The 14,528-nt window shown below is 69.2% G+C and carries 12 protein-coding genes; 8 read left to right on the top strand and 4 right to left on the bottom strand.

Annotated elements, in window-relative coordinates; genetic code table 11:
- Positions 1-11: 11 nt before the first annotated feature.
- The gene (locus V5F66_RS09135) at positions 12-101 is read right to left on the bottom strand and encodes a K(+)-transporting ATPase subunit F (RefSeq protein WP_041575709.1); all 90 of its coding nucleotides are present in this window, start codon (positions 99-101) and stop codon (positions 12-14) included.
- Positions 102-827: 726 nt separating this feature from the next.
- Here V5F66_RS09135 and V5F66_RS09140 point away from each other — a divergent pair.
- The 3 genes from V5F66_RS09140 to V5F66_RS09150 all read left to right on the top strand — a co-directional run bounded on the left by V5F66_RS09140 (position 828) and on the right by V5F66_RS09150 (position 4,193).
- Complete coding sequence (locus V5F66_RS09140; protein ID WP_041575711.1) at positions 828-1,073, top strand: hypothetical protein; 246 nt, start codon at positions 828-830, stop codon at positions 1,071-1,073.
- Complete coding sequence (locus tag V5F66_RS09145; protein WP_394093689.1) at positions 1,070-2,494, top strand: amidase; 1,425 nt, start codon at positions 1,070-1,072, stop codon at positions 2,492-2,494. The genes V5F66_RS09140 and V5F66_RS09145 overlap by 4 nt, the downstream gene beginning before the upstream one ends.
- Before the next feature lie 178 nt (positions 2,495-2,672).
- On the top strand, positions 2,673-4,193 hold the full coding sequence (locus tag V5F66_RS09150) for an acyl-CoA synthetase (RefSeq protein WP_394093690.1): 1,521 nt from the start codon (positions 2,673-2,675) through the stop codon (positions 4,191-4,193).
- A 70-nt stretch (positions 4,194-4,263) separates the two neighbouring features.
- On the opposite strand, the gene V5F66_RS09155 is transcribed toward V5F66_RS09150, so the two are convergent.
- Positions 4,264-5,934 (bottom strand): GMC family oxidoreductase, encoded by a 1,671-nt coding sequence (locus tag V5F66_RS09155; protein WP_394093691.1) that lies wholly within the window; start codon positions 5,932-5,934, stop codon positions 4,264-4,266.
- Between the two features lie 119 nt (positions 5,935-6,053).
- Between V5F66_RS09155 and V5F66_RS09160 the strand changes: the two genes are divergently transcribed.
- Positions 6,054-6,944: a LysR family transcriptional regulator gene (locus tag V5F66_RS09160; RefSeq protein WP_394051506.1), complete on the top strand. Its 891-nt coding sequence runs from the start codon at positions 6,054-6,056 to the stop codon at positions 6,942-6,944.
- Here the strand turns inward: V5F66_RS09160 and V5F66_RS09165 are convergent.
- Positions 6,934-7,839 carry a LysR family transcriptional regulator gene (locus V5F66_RS09165; RefSeq protein ID WP_394093692.1) on the bottom strand — a complete coding sequence of 302 codons (906 nt, stop codon included), beginning with the start codon at positions 7,837-7,839 and terminating at the stop codon, positions 6,934-6,936. The two genes, V5F66_RS09160 and V5F66_RS09165, sit on opposite strands and share 11 nt — an antisense overlap.
- Before the next feature lie 101 nt (positions 7,840-7,940).
- Between V5F66_RS09165 and V5F66_RS09170 the strand changes: the two genes are divergently transcribed.
- A complete protein-coding gene (locus V5F66_RS09170; RefSeq protein ID WP_394093693.1) occupies positions 7,941-9,470 on the top strand; it encodes a CoA-acylating methylmalonate-semialdehyde dehydrogenase in 1,530 nt (509 codons plus the stop codon).
- Positions 9,471-9,516: 46 nt separating this feature from the next.
- On the opposite strand, the gene V5F66_RS09175 is transcribed toward V5F66_RS09170, so the two are convergent.
- A complete protein-coding gene (locus tag V5F66_RS09175) occupies positions 9,517-9,915 on the bottom strand; it encodes a VanZ family protein (RefSeq protein WP_012115225.1) in 399 nt (132 codons plus the stop codon).
- A gap of 467 nt (positions 9,916-10,382) precedes the next feature.
- Between V5F66_RS09175 and V5F66_RS09180 the strand changes: the two genes are divergently transcribed.
- From V5F66_RS09180 to V5F66_RS09190, 3 genes are all read left to right on the top strand, one after another.
- Positions 10,383-12,092: a SulP family inorganic anion transporter gene (locus V5F66_RS09180; protein ID WP_394093694.1), complete on the top strand. Its 1,710-nt coding sequence runs from the start codon at positions 10,383-10,385 to the stop codon at positions 12,090-12,092.
- Between the two features lie 179 nt (positions 12,093-12,271).
- On the top strand, positions 12,272-13,255 hold the full coding sequence (locus V5F66_RS09185; RefSeq protein WP_012115227.1) for a phosphate acetyltransferase: 984 nt from the start codon (positions 12,272-12,274) through the stop codon (positions 13,253-13,255).
- Positions 13,256-13,257: 2 nt separating this feature from the next.
- The gene (locus V5F66_RS09190) at positions 13,258-14,469 is read left to right on the top strand and encodes an acetate/propionate family kinase (RefSeq protein ID WP_394093695.1); all 1,212 of its coding nucleotides are present in this window, start codon (positions 13,258-13,260) and stop codon (positions 14,467-14,469) included.
- The last annotated feature ends 59 nt before the right edge of the window (positions 14,470-14,528 follow it).

Here is a 14,528-nt window from a genome sequence, read left to right on the forward strand (position 1 = left end):
GGGAGGATGCCTCAGAACCGCTCGGGATTGAGGAGCGCGAAGGTGAGGTAGAAGAGAAGCCCCGCGGTCACGAGACCGCCGAGCGCATAATCAAAGACCATGGAAGTTCTCCTTGGTGCGCCGGGTGGGCGCACAAGACTTGATCCGGCGGCAGCGCGAGGCCGCCCCGGATTTCGGCACGAAAGATCTTTCGTTCAGAGCCGCTCGCAGAGGTGGCCGTAGCCGATGGCGACGGCGAAGAAGCCGAGGCCCAGCGCGAGCATCAGAAGGTCCAGCATGAGTTTGGCTTTCCGGTCCGTTCCGTGTGTCGGGGGAGGGCGCGGCGCCGGCTGGCGGAGCGCTCGCCTCACGGGCCTGAAGCTGGCCCCAACTGGATCAAGATTCGAGAGGGATGCCGTAGCGGCGGCATAGGAATCTCATAAAGATCGCGGGGGCGGCGGGCGTGGCTGGCCCGTCTGCGGCTGCTCCGGCCGGGCGCGCCGTAAAACCTTCTCCCGCTTGCAGGGGAAGGTTCACCGCCGGCCCTCGCACCATCCCACCGTCGCCGTCCGGCTTGACCGGACGGCCCATGGCCCCGCCGGGACGACGCGGTGGGGCTGGGGAAGCAGGGAGATGGACCCGCCGGTCAAGCCGGAGGGTGACGGGATGGAGAGTGAGCCCCCTCTCCGCCCGCACGCGGGAGCGGAGGACAGGGCGGCGCTTCGTGGCCAACCGCGATCACCTGCCCACGGCGCCGCCTTCTCCGCGCCCGATGCCGCCTCTACACTCGTGGCGAATCCCGCCCACGCGCTGTCCGCGCTCGTCACACGCTGCCCCGGAACCCGCCCATGACCCAAGACGACATCGCCGCCCGCGTGAGCGCGGACAATGGCATCACGCTGACCGAGACGGAGGCGCGGGCGGTTGCCGCGCTGGCCGGCGATCTCAATGCCCGTGTGGCGGCCGGCGCTGGCCAGCGCCTCGCCTTCGACGCCGCGCCCTGGAGCTTCGCCACCCTGTGCGCCGAAATCGCCGCCGGCCTGACGACCAGCCAGAAGACCAGCGAAGAAACCAACTCGGGGGCGGGCGAATGAGCGGCTTTTTCACCCTCGGCGTGGTCGAGATGGCGGACGCCGTGGCCGATGGCTCGGTGTCGTCCGAAGCCCTCGCCGAGGAGGCGCTGCAGCGGCTTGAAACCCTCGGCCCGCGCTACAACGCCGTGATGCAGATCGAGCCCGAGCGGGCGCGCGAGGCGGCGCGCGCGGTCGATCTCGCGCGGGCACGGGGCGACAAGCTGGGGCCGCTTGCCGGCGTGCCTCTGGCGCACAAGGACCTGCTCTATCGCGCCGGCCGCGTCGCCACCGGCGGCTCGCTGATCCGCAAGGATTTCGTGCCGGATGTGACCTCAAGCGTGCTGGAGCGGCTGGATGCGGCGGGGGCGCTGGACCTCGGCTCCCTGCACCTTGCCGAGTTCGCGCTCTCGCCCACCGGCTTCAATGTCCATTACGGCCATGGCCTCAGCCCGTGGAACACCGCCTATGGCGCTGGCGGCTCCTCGTCCGGCTCGGGGGCGGCGGTGGCGGCGCGCATGGTCCCGGGGGCGCTGGGATCGGACACCGGCGGCTCCATCCGCCATCCCTCTGCCATGTGCGGGGTGACGGGGCTGAAGCCCACCCACGGCCTCGTGCCGCTTTACGGCGCCATGCCGCTGGCGCCGAGCCTCGACACCATCGGCCCGCTGACCCGCACCGCCCGCGATGCGGCGCGCATGATGACGGCCATCGCCGGTCCCGACCCGCGTGATGGTGCCACCCTGCCAGCGCCGCGCCTCGATTTCGAGGGCGGGCATAAGGGGGACCTCAAGGGCCTCACCATCGCTGTGCCGTCCGGCTATTACCGCGAGCTGGCGACGCCGGAGATCGCCGCGCTCATGGACGACAGCCGCGCCGTGCTGAAGGACGCGGGCGCGCAGCTCATCGAGACCAGCCCGCCCGACATGGCGCTGGTGAACGCGCTGATGCAGGTGGTGATGCTGGTGGAGATGTCCACCCTCCATCGCCGCTGGCTCACCGAGCGGCCGCAGGACTACAGCCCGCAGGTACGCGCCCGCATGCTGCCCGGCCTCGCTTTGCCGGCCACCCGCTACGCGGAAGCCCTGATGATGCGCGCCAGCGTGACGCGCGACTGGCTCGCCACCACCATGGGTGCGGCGGACATGGTGCACATGCCGACCCTTCCGGTGGCGGTGCCCAGCATCGCCGAGACCACCGCCGGCCCGCCGGAGGATATCGCCGCCGTGGTGGGGCGCCTCGCGGCGTTCACGCGGGGCATCAATTATCTCGGCCTGCCCAGCCTGTCGGTGCCGTGCGGCTTCACCGCCAACGGCCTGCCGGCCGCCTTCCAGCTGGTAGGCCGGCCCTATGCCGATCCGGTGCTGCTGAAGGCCGGCGATGCCTATCAGCGCCGCACCGATTTCCACACCCTGCTGCCGCCGGGCTGCGGCGCGCTCGCGTGATACCAATGGCCTGTGAGCTTGACTCATTGGCCGTTGGTCAAGCCCGCGCGGCGCCTGAGCGTACCCACTTGGCATCGGTCAAAGACCGAGGCCGATGGTATAAGCGCAAGGGGCCCGCCGTCGGTCGCGGCGGCGCGTCATCTGGCCAGCGCGGCTGAAGCTGGTCCATGATCGCACCATGAGCGACGCCTTGCCCGATAGCCCCTTCAATCTCGCCCGCTACTGCCTCCACCAGGGGGCGGATGCGGCCAAGCCCGCCTTGCTGGTGGCGGAGGGCCCCAGCGGGCGCATCATCGAGACCTGGACCTATGGCGAGATGCGCGCGGCGGTGGCGCGCATGGCCGGGGGATTTGCCGGCTATGGCCTGCCGCGCGGGTCGCGGGTGCTGCTGCGGGTGGGCAACACCTCCCACTTTCCGCTGCTGTTCTTCGGCGCCATCGCGGCGGGGCTCGCGCCGATCCCCACGTCCACTTTGCTCACCCAGGACGAGGTGGACCTCATCCTCGCCGATTCCGGCGCGCTGCTGGTGGTGGGCGACGGCTCCGGCGCCATGCCCTCCGATCCGGGCGCGGCGCGGGTGCTCGGGCGGGGTGAGATCGCCGAACTCGAACAGGCCGATCCTGCCGAAGTTTCCGATACGAAGGCGGACGATCTCGCCTTCCTCGTCTACACCTCCGGCACCAGCGGACGGCCAAAGGGCGTCGCCCATGCCCAGCGGGTGGTGCTCGGCCGAAGGCCCATGCGGGAGGGGTGGCTGGGGCTTTCGGCGAGCGATTTTCTGTTCCACGCCGGGGCCTTCAACTGGACCTACACCCTGGGCGCTGGGCTGATGGACCCATGGTCTGCGGGGGCCACCAGCATCGTCCATCTGGGCGAGCGCCCGCCCGAAGCCTGGCCGGATCTCCTTGAAGCGACGGGGGCCACCCTGTTTGCCGCCGTCCCCGGCCTCTACCGGCGCATCCTGAAATATGGGTCCGTCACCCCCAGCCGTTTTCCCGCGCTGCGCCATGGGCTTACCGCCGGCGAGGCGCTGAAGCCCACGCTCTATGGCGAGTGGACCCGGGCTACCGGCCGCCCGCTTTACGAGGCGCTGGGCATGAGCGAAATCTCCACCTACATCTCGTCCGGCCCAGGCGTACCAACGCGCGCCGGCAGTCCCGGCAAGCCGCAGGCGGGGCGGAAGGTGTGTGTTCTGCCTTCGGACGCGGCGGCGGATTCGGCCGATCAGCCGCTACCTCCCGGGGAGACCGGTATCCTCGCCGTCCACCGTTCCGACCCCGGCCTGATGCTCGGCTATTGGGGCCTGCCGCAGGAGACGGCGGCGGTGATGCGCGGCGAATGGTTCCTCACCGGCGACCTCGCCCGCTTCGATGCCGACGGTTACCTCTGGTACGAAGGCCGCTCCGACGACCAGATGAACGCGTTCGGCTATCGGGTGGCGCCGGAGGAGGTGGAGCGGGCGCTGGCCGACCACCCGTCCGTCGCTGAAGTTGCTGTGACGGAAGCAAAATCCGGCGAGGTCTCGGTCATCACCGCGTTCGTGGTGCTGCACGAGGGAGCGGTGGGCGATGCGGACGCACTCGCCCGTCACGCCGCCCGGCACCTCGCCGAATACAAGCGCCCGCGCGCCTATGTGTTCGTGCGTGAGCTGCCCCACACCCCCTCCGGCAAGGTGCTCCGCCGCGCCCTGAGGACGTGAGGGGCCTCTGACCGACAGCACCGGTCTTTGACCGGTGCCGAGAGGGTGTCGCTCAAGCGCCGCGCGGGCTTCACGCCGCCGCGGTGGCGGTGGATGTGCCCTGCGCCGCATCCTCGATGGCGAGGCGGGCGCCCTTCTCGGCGATCATGGCGGTGGGGGTGTTGGTGTTGCCCGAAGTGATGGTGGGCATCACCGAGGCGTCGATGACGCGCAGCCCGTCGATCCCGTAGACGCGCAGCCGCTCGTCCACCACCGCCATGGGATCGTCCGGCCGGCCCATCTTTGCCGTGCCCACGGGGTGGAAGATGGTGGTGCCGATATCACCGGCCGCCTTGGCCAGGGACGCATCATCCTCGCCCACCGAAGGGCCGGGCAGATATTCCTCCGGCCGGTAGGGGCTGAGGGCCTGCTGGCGCATGAGGCGGCGGGTGACGCGGATGGCGTCCGCCGCCACCTGCCGGTCCTCGTCGGTGGCGAGATAATTGGGGGCGATCTGCGGGGCGGCGTCCAACGCCATGGAGGTCAGCCGCACCACGCCGCGCGAGGTGGGCCGCAGGTTGCAGGCCGCCACCGTGATGGCCGGGAAGCGGTGCAGTGGCTCGCCGAATTTGTCGAGCGACAGCGGCTGCACATGGAACTGGATGTTGGCCCGCTCCTGACTCGGGTCGGAGCGTGTGAAGATGCCGAGCTGGGACGGCGCCATGGTGAGCGGCCCGCGCCGGCGCAGGGCGTAGTCGATCCCCATCAGCGCGCGGCGGGGCAGGGAATAATAGGTTTCGTTCAGGGTGCGGATGCCGGAAACCTTGTAGATCGCCCGCTGTTGCAGATGATCCTGAAGGTTTCGGCCCACTCCCGGCCGGTCCCGTACGGTCTCGATGCCGAGTTCCGAGAGCCATTCGCCGGGGCCGATGCCGGAGCGGTGGAGCACCTGCGTGGAGCCGATGGAGCCGGCGGAAAGGATCACCTCGCCACGGGTGCGGGCCTCCATCAGCCGGCCGTTCTGCATATAGCGCACGCCCACCGCCCGGCCGTTCTCGATGACGAGACGGTCCACCAGCACTTGCGTTTCCAGACGCAGGTTGGGGCGGGAGAGGGCCGGTTTCAGGAAGCCGCGAGCCGAGGACCAGCGCCGGCCGCGTTTCTGATTCACATGGAAATAGCCGACGCCCTCATTGTCGCCGGTGTTGAAATCGGGCACCGAACGGATGCCCATCTCGCCCGCCGCCTGCGCCACCTTGTCGAGCACGGGCCAGGCGATGCGCGGCGCCTCGATGCGCCAGCCGCCGCCGGTGCCGTGGATGTCGCTGGCGCCGAGGAAATGGTCCTCCAGCGCCTTGAAAGCGGGCAGCACGTCGTCCCAGCCCCAGCCGGCAAGGCCCAACTGGCGCCAGTGGTCATAGTCCGCCGCCTGCCCACGCATGGAGATCATGGCGTTGATGGCGGAGCAGCCGCCGATGACCTTGCCGCGCGGATAGGCCAGCGACCGCCCGTTCAGGCCGGGCTCGGGGACGGTCCTGAACATCCAGTCCGAACGCGGATTGCCGATGGCGAACAGGTAGCCCACCGGAATGTGGAACCAGATCCAGTTGTCGTGGCCGCCGGCCTCCAGGATCAGCACGCGCCTGCGCGCATCCGCCGACAGCCGGTTGGCGACGATGCAGCCGGCGGTGCCGGCGCCGACGACGATATAGTCGTAATCCCCCTCCAGCCGTTCGGCGGCCGGTTCGTTCTGGCGCTGCATCTGGCGTTCCTCCTCGCGCTGGGTTTCGACTTGATCCCAGCTTGCAGATTTGCACTCAAGGCCGATAAAGTCGGATCCATTCTGCAAAATTGCAGCAATTGGCGAGGGATCCCCAGGCCATGGATTGGGACGATCTGCGCATCTTCCTCCAGCTGGCGCGCACCGGCCGGATGGCGGGGGCCGGGCGTGCTTTGGGGCTCGACGATACCACGGTGGGCCGCCGCGTCGCCCGGCTGGAGAAAGAGGTCGGGGCGCCTCTCGTTGCCCGCGCCGGCCGCCGCACTGTCATCACCGAGCAGGGCCAGAAGCTGGCCCAGGCGGCAGAGGAGATGGAATCCATCGTCCTGCGCAAGATCGTCGGCCTGGGCGAGGCCGACATGCAGGTGGCGGGGCGGGTGCGCATCGGCGCGCCGGAAGGGTTGGGGGTGGGCTATCTGGCCGCTCGCCTCGCGGCGCTGTCGGCGGAAAACCCGAAGCTGGAGACCGAACTGGTCGCCCTGCCGCGCGCCTATTCGCTGGCAAGCCGAGAGGTGGACATCGCCATCACCCTGGATCGGCCCATCGCCGGTCAGGTGAGCGTCAAGAAGCTCACGGACTACACCCTGGAACTCTATGGCACGCAGGCCTATTTCGACCGCAGGGGCCGGCCGGGCACGGCGGCGGAGCTTCAGGGCCATGTCTTCGCGGGCTATATCCCGGAGCTGCTGTTCACCCGCGCGCTGGATTTCTCCACGCTGGAGGCGGGGGTGGAGGTGACGCCCGTCATCCGCTCCACCAGCGTCATCGCGCAGGTGAATGCGGTGCTGAGCGGAGCAGCGTTGGGGGTGCTGCCTGCGTTTCTTGCCGCCGCCCATCCGGACCTTGAGGTGCTGCTGGAAGGCGCCTTCCGCCTCACCCGCAGCTATTGGGTGTCGGTGCATGACGATCTCAAGCACCTCAATCGGGTGCGGGCGGTGCTGGAGGCCATCACCGCCACCATCCGCGCAGACCGCGCGATCTTCATGGGATGATGAAGCGGGCGCGCTCGGCGCGGAAGCGTTGCGCCAGCACATCCCGCAGCACTGCGATGCGCCGCACCTGCGCCGTGTCGGGGTGGGCGAGGAGGAAATAGGAGCGGCGGAAGCCGATTCCGGGCAGGATCCGCACCAGCGCATCCGGGCCCTGCGCCTCCAGATGCCGGCCGGCGGCGAAATCGTGCAGCACGCCGATGCCGGCCCCCGCCCGCACCGCCTCCATCTGGCCCATGACGCTGGCGCAGCGGAACCGGCTGCGCCCGTGCTTCTCCAGCACGCCGGAATAATCCAGCGCCGAGGCATAGGCGAGGTCCTCCACCCCCGTCACCACCACATGGCCGGCGAGGTCTTCCACGCTCCTGGGGGTGCCGTGGCGATCCAGATAGGCGCGGGCGGCATAGACCGAGAGGGTGTAGTCGATGAGCCGCGAGACCAGCAGCCGGCCTTCCATCGGGCGGTCGAGCACGATGGCGAGATCCGCCTCCCGCCGCGACAGGGAGAAGGTGCGTGGCAGGGGCACCAGTTCCACCACCAGGTCCGGATAGAGGGCGGTGAGCGCGCCCAGCTCCGCGGCGAGGAAGTAGTTGCCGAGGCCGTCCGGCGCGCCGATGCGCACCGTGCCGGAGACATCCGCCGCCGCGTCGCGAAAACCCTCGACGATGCCCAGCATCTCCGCTTCCACCCGCTCGGCCGCCGGCAACAGCCGCTCGCCGGCATCGGTGGGCACGCAACCGGCGGGCCGGCGGTCGAACAATGGGGCGCCGAGGGCCTCTTCCAGCGCATCGAGCCGGCGGGCCACCGTGGCATGGTTCAGCCCCAGTCGCCGCGCCGCCGCCAGAAGTTGCCCCTGCCGCGCCACGGCGAGGAAAATGCGCAGATGGTCCCAATCCATACTTCAAAATCCGCACAACAGATGCTCGAATGATAGCATTGATGAGCATCTTTTGAAGTGGGAAGACGGGGCACCTTCCTGCCGCTCAAGAGGCCCAGACCATGCCGCTCGCCGCCGCCCAGCCTGTTTCAGGCCCGCTCGCCATCCCTCATTTCATCGCCGGCCGGAAGGTCTCCGGCACCAGCGGCCGCACCGCGCCGGTGTTCAATCCGGCCACGGGCGTGCAGTCGGGCGAGGTGGCGCTGGCTTCCAAAGCGGAAGTACGCGCGGCGGTGGAGGCGGCCAATGCCGCGGCCCCCGGCTGGGCGGCCACCACGCCGCTCCGCCGCGCCCGCATCCTCAACGCTTTCCTGCGCCTTCTGGAAGAGCGCATCGACACGCTGGCGGAAGTCATCTCCGCCGAGCACGGCAAGGTGTTCTCTGACGCCAAGGGCGAGATCCAGCGCGGCATGGAGGTGGTGGAATTCGCCACCGGCGCGCCCCAACTCCTGAAGGGCGAGATCACCGAGGACGTGGGCACCCGCGTGGACAGCCATGCCGTGCGCCAGCCGCTGGGCGTGGTGGCCGGCATCACGCCGTTCAACTTCCCGGCCATGGTGCCCATGTGGATGTTCCCGGTGGCGCTGGCATGCGGCAACTGCTTCATCCTGAAGCCGTCCGAGCGCGATCCCTCCGCGTCCCTGCTGCTGGCCGAATGGCTGAAGGAAGCTGGCCTGCCGGACGGCGTCTTCACCGTGGTGCAGGGCGACAAGGTGGCGGTGGATGCGCTGCTGAACGATCCGGGCGTGGAGGCCATCAGCTTCGTCGGCTCCACCCCCATTGCCCGCTACATCTACGAGACGGCGGCGCGCACCGGAAAGCGCTGCCAGGCGCTGGGCGGCGCCAAGAACCACATGATCATCATGCCCGACGCCGACATGGACCAGGCCGTGGACGCCCTCATGGGCGCCGCCTACGGTTCGGCCGGTGAGCGCTGCATGGCGGTCTCGGTGGCCGTGCCGGTGGGCGAGGGCACCGCCGAGGCGCTGATGGAGAAGCTGGAGCCGCGGGTGCGTGCCCTCAAGATCGGCCCCGGTACTGATCCCGAGGCGGAGATGGGGCCGCTGGTGACGAAGCAGCACCTCGAAAAGGTGTCCGGCTATGTGGACAGCGGCGTCGCGGAAGGCGCCAAGCTGGTGGTGGACGGGCGCGGCCTCAAGCTCCAGGGCTATGAGGGTGGCTATTTCATCGGCGGCACCCTGTTCGACCACGTGACAAGCGACATGCGCATCTACCGGGAGGAGATCTTCGGACCCGTCCTCGCCGTGGTGCGCGCCGACAGCTATGCCACGGCGGCGCGGCTCATCAATACCCACGAGTTCGGCAACGGCACCGCCATCTTTACCCGCGACGGCGATGCCGCCCGCGAGTTCGCCCACCAGATCAAGGTGGGCATGGTGGGCATCAACGTGCCGATCCCGGTGCCCATGGCGTTCCACTCCTTCGGCGGCTGGAAGGCCTCCCTGTTCGGCGACCACCACATGCATGGGCCGGAGGGCGTGCGCTTCTATACGCGCCTGAAGACCATCACCACCCGCTGGCCCACCGGCATCCGCGCCGGCGCCGACTTCGTCATGCCCACCATGAAGTGAGCGGGCAGGGTGGGGCCGCGCGGGGACGGCCCCACCGCTTCCCTGCTCAGGTCTTGCGGCGCCAGCGCATCAGGAGCGGGGCGACCACGGTCCGCATGGCGAGGATCCCGACGAAAGCGCCGAGGCTGCTCGCCATCCAGTTGTCAACGCCCGGCGAGCGGCCCGGAATGAAGATCTGGGCGATCTCGAACAGGCCGGATGCCACGACGAAGGGCAGGGCGAGGCGAAGGAGTGATGCCGCGGGAAAGGCGAAGGCCGTCACGGCACCCGTGCCCAGATAGGCGACGAAATGCTCCAAATTGCCGGAATAGCCGGTATGTGGCCGCTCGCTTCCCGGCAGCAGGGACAAGATGACGATCACCAGCCACAGTACGGCGGCGAGCCCTTTCAGGACGCGATCCTTGTGGCGCAGCAGGGTGCGCAGGGCCATGACGAAAGTGGTCATTCGGCATTAATCATGGGAGCGTCCGCGAAGCTGGATCTGTTCAGGGGGGAGCCTGACCGAACCGGCGCAGACCTGGAACGGCGGCGCCGGTGGCTCTCTGTCCTTTCATGACCTGTGCGGGAGGCGACGCAAAGCTCCGGCCGATGAAATGTCGGGTCGGGGAATGGAAATTTTCGCCGTCCTCAGTTTGGGGGATGCGGCGGCATCGGCTCTGACGAAAGATGATCCCGCGCTGCAGGAGACCTTCCGGGCAGCGTCGGCCGGGCCGCTTTCCCCGCACGCGGCCCGGCCGGGATTTTTCCTCCAGGTTTGCCTTTAGCCCCGCGCATCAGCGCGGGGCGCTCCTTTTGGAGCTGCGCCCTGGCCGGCTATGAGCCTCAACCATCCTCGTCTAAAATCTTAGCGTGCGTGTCCGCCGCAAATCCCGACGGTCTGCGCGGTAACGCGGCAAGGCGAGGAGCGGGATCGTGCGTGAAGCCCTGAGGCGCTGGGCACCCGGGCTCGCCGCCCTCCTCGCCTATCGCCGGGCCGATCTCGGCCCCGACCTGAGGGCGGGGCTGGCGGTGGCGGCGGTGGCGATCCCGGTGGGCATCGCCTATGCCGAGCTTGCCGGCTTCCGCCCGGAGGTCGGCCTGTATTCCTGCGTCTTCCCCCTCGTCGCCTATGCCATCTTCGGTTCGTCCCGCCAGCTGGTGCTCGGGCCGGATGCGGCCACCTGCGCCGTCATCGCCTCGGCCGTGGCGCCGCTGGCGGCCGGAGACGGGGCGGCCTATGCGGCGCTGTCCGCCGAGCTGGCCCTCCTCACCGGCATCATCTGCATCCTGGCGCGGTTCCTGCGCCTCGGCGTGCTGGCCGATTTCCTCTCCAAGCCCATCCTCATCGGTTTCCTGAACGGCATCGCCATCACCATCGTGCTGGGCCAGCTTGCCAAGATCACGCGGATCGAGGCGGAGGGCGACCACGTCCTGCATGCCACCTTCGATCTTGTCGTGCGCCTGGGCGAGACCCATCCGCCGACCCTGCTGATCGCGCTCGGTGCGTTCGGCCTCATGATCGCGAGCGGCCGGCTGCTGCCGGCCTTTCCGGCCGCGGTGCTGGCCATGGCCGGCGCGGCGCTGGCGGTGTTCCTGCTGGGGCTCGACCTGTCCGGAGTGAAGACGTTGGGCGTGGTGCCGGCAGGGCTACCGGGCGTGATGCTGGTCCGGCTCGATCCCGACGCGCTGGCCGCGCTCGTGCCCGCCGCCGGCGGCCTCGCCTTGGTGAGCTTCACCAGCATGATGCTCACGTCCCGCTCCTTCGCCTCGAAGAACGGTTACGAGGTGGACCCCGACAAGGACTTCGCCGCCCTCGGGGTCGCCAACGTGGTGTCGGCCCTCACCCACGGCTTCGCCGTCAGCGGGGCGGATTCACGGACCGCCATGGCGGATGCCGCCGGCGGGCGTACCCACGCCGCCGCCTTGGTCGCGGCCGTGGCGGTGGCGCTGGTGCTCATGTTCCTCACCGCGCCCCTGCGCTACGTGCCGGTGGCGGCGCTGGGCGCGGTGCTGGTGATGGCGGGCCTCTCGCTGGTGGACCTTGCCACCCTGCGCCTTATCGCCCGCGCCGACCGGACGGAGGCGGTGATCTCCCTTCTGGCCACGCTCGGGGTGGTGGTATTGGGGGCGACACAGGGCATCCTGGTCGCGGTGGTGCTGGCCCTGCTGCGGTTCCTGCACATCAGCGCACGGCCCCGGGTGGAAATCCTCGGCCGGGTGGCGGGCATGCCGGGCTTCCATGCCCTGTCGCGGCACGAAAGCGCGACGGCGCCTCACGGCCTCGTCATCTTCCGCTTCAACGGCCCGCTCGTCTTCTTCAATGCCGGCCATTTCCGCCACGCGCTGATGGCGGCCACGAGCGCCGAGCAGGGGGCGCCGAAGGCGGTCATCCTCGATCTGCTGCCAGTGACGGAAGTGGACGTGACGGGCCTTTTCACCCTGAAGGAGGTGTCCGATGCCCTGCGCCAGCGCGGCATCGCGCTGGTCGGCGCCGGGCGGCAGACCGAGTGGCGCAACTGGATGGTCACCCACGGCTTCAACCCCGATGGCATCGTCATGCATCCCACCCTGCGTCACGCCGTGAAGGCGCTCGCAGCGGCGGATACGGACCAGGCCGATGCGGATGATACGAAGGTGTCATAAATCCAAGGATTGATTTGTGTCATGGAAGACGAGAGCCTGAATTCGGCATAGGCTTGGGGACGCATTCGGCTTGAGCCCACCTCGGTAGAGGCTATTTTTTTTCGCCTGTCACGCGCGCTGATCGCGGGGAAGGTCAGATTGAGCAGCCGGCACCGGTGGGACGACAGGGAGAAATCTTGATGCCGGCCTCCATCGCCCTGGAGCCTTCCTTGCCCCACGCCCAGGCGCCGCGCCATGAGAAGTATGATCGTCTCATCGCTGCCGCGCAGGCCCTGCCCAAGCTGCGGGTGGCGGTGGCCCATCCCTGCGACGAAGCCTCTCTCGGCGCGGCGCTGGAGGCAGCGGAACTGGGCCTCATCGAGCCCATTCTGGTCGGCCCGCCGGGGAAGATCGCGGCTGCAGCCGCCGCGGCGAGGCTGGACATTTCCGCCCTGCGCCAGGTCGGCGCCGCCCACAGCCATGACGCCGCGGCCAAGGCGGTGGAACTGGTGCGCTGCGGAGAAGCCGACGCTCTGATGAAGGGCAGCCTCCACACCGACGAGTTGATGAGCGCCGTGGTGGCCCGCGACACCGGCCTGCGCACCGCGCGCCGCATCAGCCACTGCTTCGTCATGGACGTGCCCAGCCATCCCGACCCGCTGATCATCACGGATGCGGCCATCAACATTGCGCCGTCGCTGGAAGACAAGAGCCACATCGTTCAGAACGCCATCGATCTGGCCAATGCACTGAAGTTCGACGAGCCGCGTGTCGCGGTGCTCTCGGCCATGGAGACGGTGAACCCCAACGTGCCCTCCACCATCGAGGCGGCGGCCCTGTGCAAGATGGCCGATCGCGGCCAGATCACCGGCGGTATCGTGGACGGGCCGCTGGCCCTCGACAACGCCATCGATCTCGGCTCGGCGGCCATCAAGCACATCACCTCGCCGGTGGCCGGTCGCGCCAACATCCTGGTGGTGCCGGATCTTGAGGCCGGCAACATGCTGGCGAAAAGCCTCACCTTCCTGGCCGGCGCCGATGCCGCGGGCATCGTGCTGGGCGCCCGCGTTCCCATCATCCTGACCAGCCGGGCGGATTCCAAGACCACGCGGCTCGCCTCCTGTGCCGTGGCGTCCCTGTTGGCTGACGCACAGCGCGCGATGGCCAAGGCGGTGGAGGTCTGAACATGGCGAAAGTGCAGCTTGTCCTGAATGCGGGCTCCTCCAGCCTCAAGTTCCAGGTGTTCGTGGACGACGGGGCGGACGTGCCCAACCGCCTCTATCGCGGCCTGTTCGAGGGCCTCGGCACCGACCCGCACTTCAAGGTGAAGGACCATGAGGGCGCGGTGGTGGGGGAGGAGCGCTGGCCCCATGACACGGCCTACGGGTTCGAGGAGGCGCTGGCCTACCTCTCCGACTGGCTCGCCGCCCATCGCGGCGGCCACCAGCTTGCCGCCGTGGGCCATCGCGTGGTGCACGGCGGGCCGAACTACACCCATGCGGTGCGCCTGACGCCGGAGATCATCGCCGAGCTGGACACGCTCTCCCCGCTCGCGCCGCTGCACCAGCCGCGCAGCCTGGAGCCCATCCGCATCATCGCGCGGCGGGTGCCGGGCCTGCCGCAGGTGGCGGCCTTCGACACCGCTTTCCATCGCACCCAGCCGGAGATCGCCCAGGCCTTCGCCATCCCGCAGTCCCTCACCGACGCGGGGGTGAAGCGCTACGGGTTCCACGGCCTGTCCTACGCCTATCTTGCCACCCAGTTTCCGCACGTGGACGAGCGCCTCGTCCACAGCAAGGTGGTGGCGGCACATCTCGGCTCGGGCGCGAGCCTTGGCGCCTATGCGGCCTCGAAGAGTATCGCCACCACCATGGGCTTTTCCGCCCTGGACGGGCTGGTGATGGGCACGCGCTGCGGCACCATCGACGCGGGGGTGGTGTTCTATCTCCAGCGTGAGCTGGGCATGAGCGCACCGGAGGCCGAGCACTTCCTCTATACCAAATGCGGCCTGCTCGGCGTCTCCGGCATCTCCAACGACATGCGCGAATTGCGCGAGAAGGCGGAGGCGGAGCCGAGCGCGCAGCGGGCCATCGACCTGTTCGTCTATCGCATCAACCGGGAGTTCGGCTCGCTGGTGGCGGCGCTGGGCGGCATCGACGCCCTCGTCTTCACCGCCGGCATCGGCGAGAACGATGCGGCCACCCGCGCAGAGGTGATCGAGGCCGCCCGCTGGGCCGGCTTCGAGCTGGACCCGGAAGCCAACCGCTCCGGCGCGACCCGCATCACCAGGGGCAGTGGTCCGCAGGCCTATGTGATCCCCACCGACGAGGAATGGACCATCGTGCGCGAGATGCGCGCGGTGCTGGCGGAGAGCCGGCAGGATGCCGGCGAGATCTGAGCGGCTCGAGCCCATGGCCCGGAGCCGTTTCGCGGTTCGCTGAAACGCGGCGACTCTCG

Origin of the sequence: Xanthobacter versatilis, assembly GCF_043193975.1 — a bacterium.
GTDB lineage: Bacteria > Pseudomonadota > Alphaproteobacteria > Rhizobiales > Xanthobacteraceae > Xanthobacter > Xanthobacter autotrophicus_E.

Coding starts and splice junctions, on each gene's coding strand:
- V5F66_RS09145 (WP_394093689.1), top strand. CDS start 1,070: ATGAGCGGCTTTTTCACCCTCGGCGTGGTCGAGATGGCGGACGCCGTG.
- V5F66_RS09175 (WP_012115225.1), bottom strand. CDS start 9,915: ATGACCACTTTCGTCATGGCCCTGCGCACCCTGCTGCGCCACAAGGAT.
- V5F66_RS09140 (WP_041575711.1), top strand. CDS start 828: ATGACCCAAGACGACATCGCCGCCCGCGTGAGCGCGGACAATGGCATC.
- V5F66_RS09135 (WP_041575709.1), bottom strand. CDS start 101: ATGGTCTTTGATTATGCGCTCGGCGGTCTCGTGACCGCGGGGCTTCTC.
- V5F66_RS09185 (WP_012115227.1), top strand. CDS start 12,272: ATGCCGGCCTCCATCGCCCTGGAGCCTTCCTTGCCCCACGCCCAGGCG.
- V5F66_RS09190 (WP_394093695.1), top strand. CDS start 13,258: ATGGCGAAAGTGCAGCTTGTCCTGAATGCGGGCTCCTCCAGCCTCAAG.
- V5F66_RS09165 (WP_394093692.1), bottom strand. CDS start 7,839: ATGGATTGGGACCATCTGCGCATTTTCCTCGCCGTGGCGCGGCAGGGG.
- V5F66_RS09155 (WP_394093691.1), bottom strand. CDS start 5,934: ATGCAGCGCCAGAACGAACCGGCCGCCGAACGGCTGGAGGGGGATTAC.
- V5F66_RS09160 (WP_394051506.1), top strand. CDS start 6,054: ATGGATTGGGACGATCTGCGCATCTTCCTCCAGCTGGCGCGCACCGGC.
- V5F66_RS09150 (WP_394093690.1), top strand. CDS start 2,673: ATGAGCGACGCCTTGCCCGATAGCCCCTTCAATCTCGCCCGCTACTGC.
- V5F66_RS09170 (WP_394093693.1), top strand. CDS start 7,941: ATGCCGCTCGCCGCCGCCCAGCCTGTTTCAGGCCCGCTCGCCATCCCT.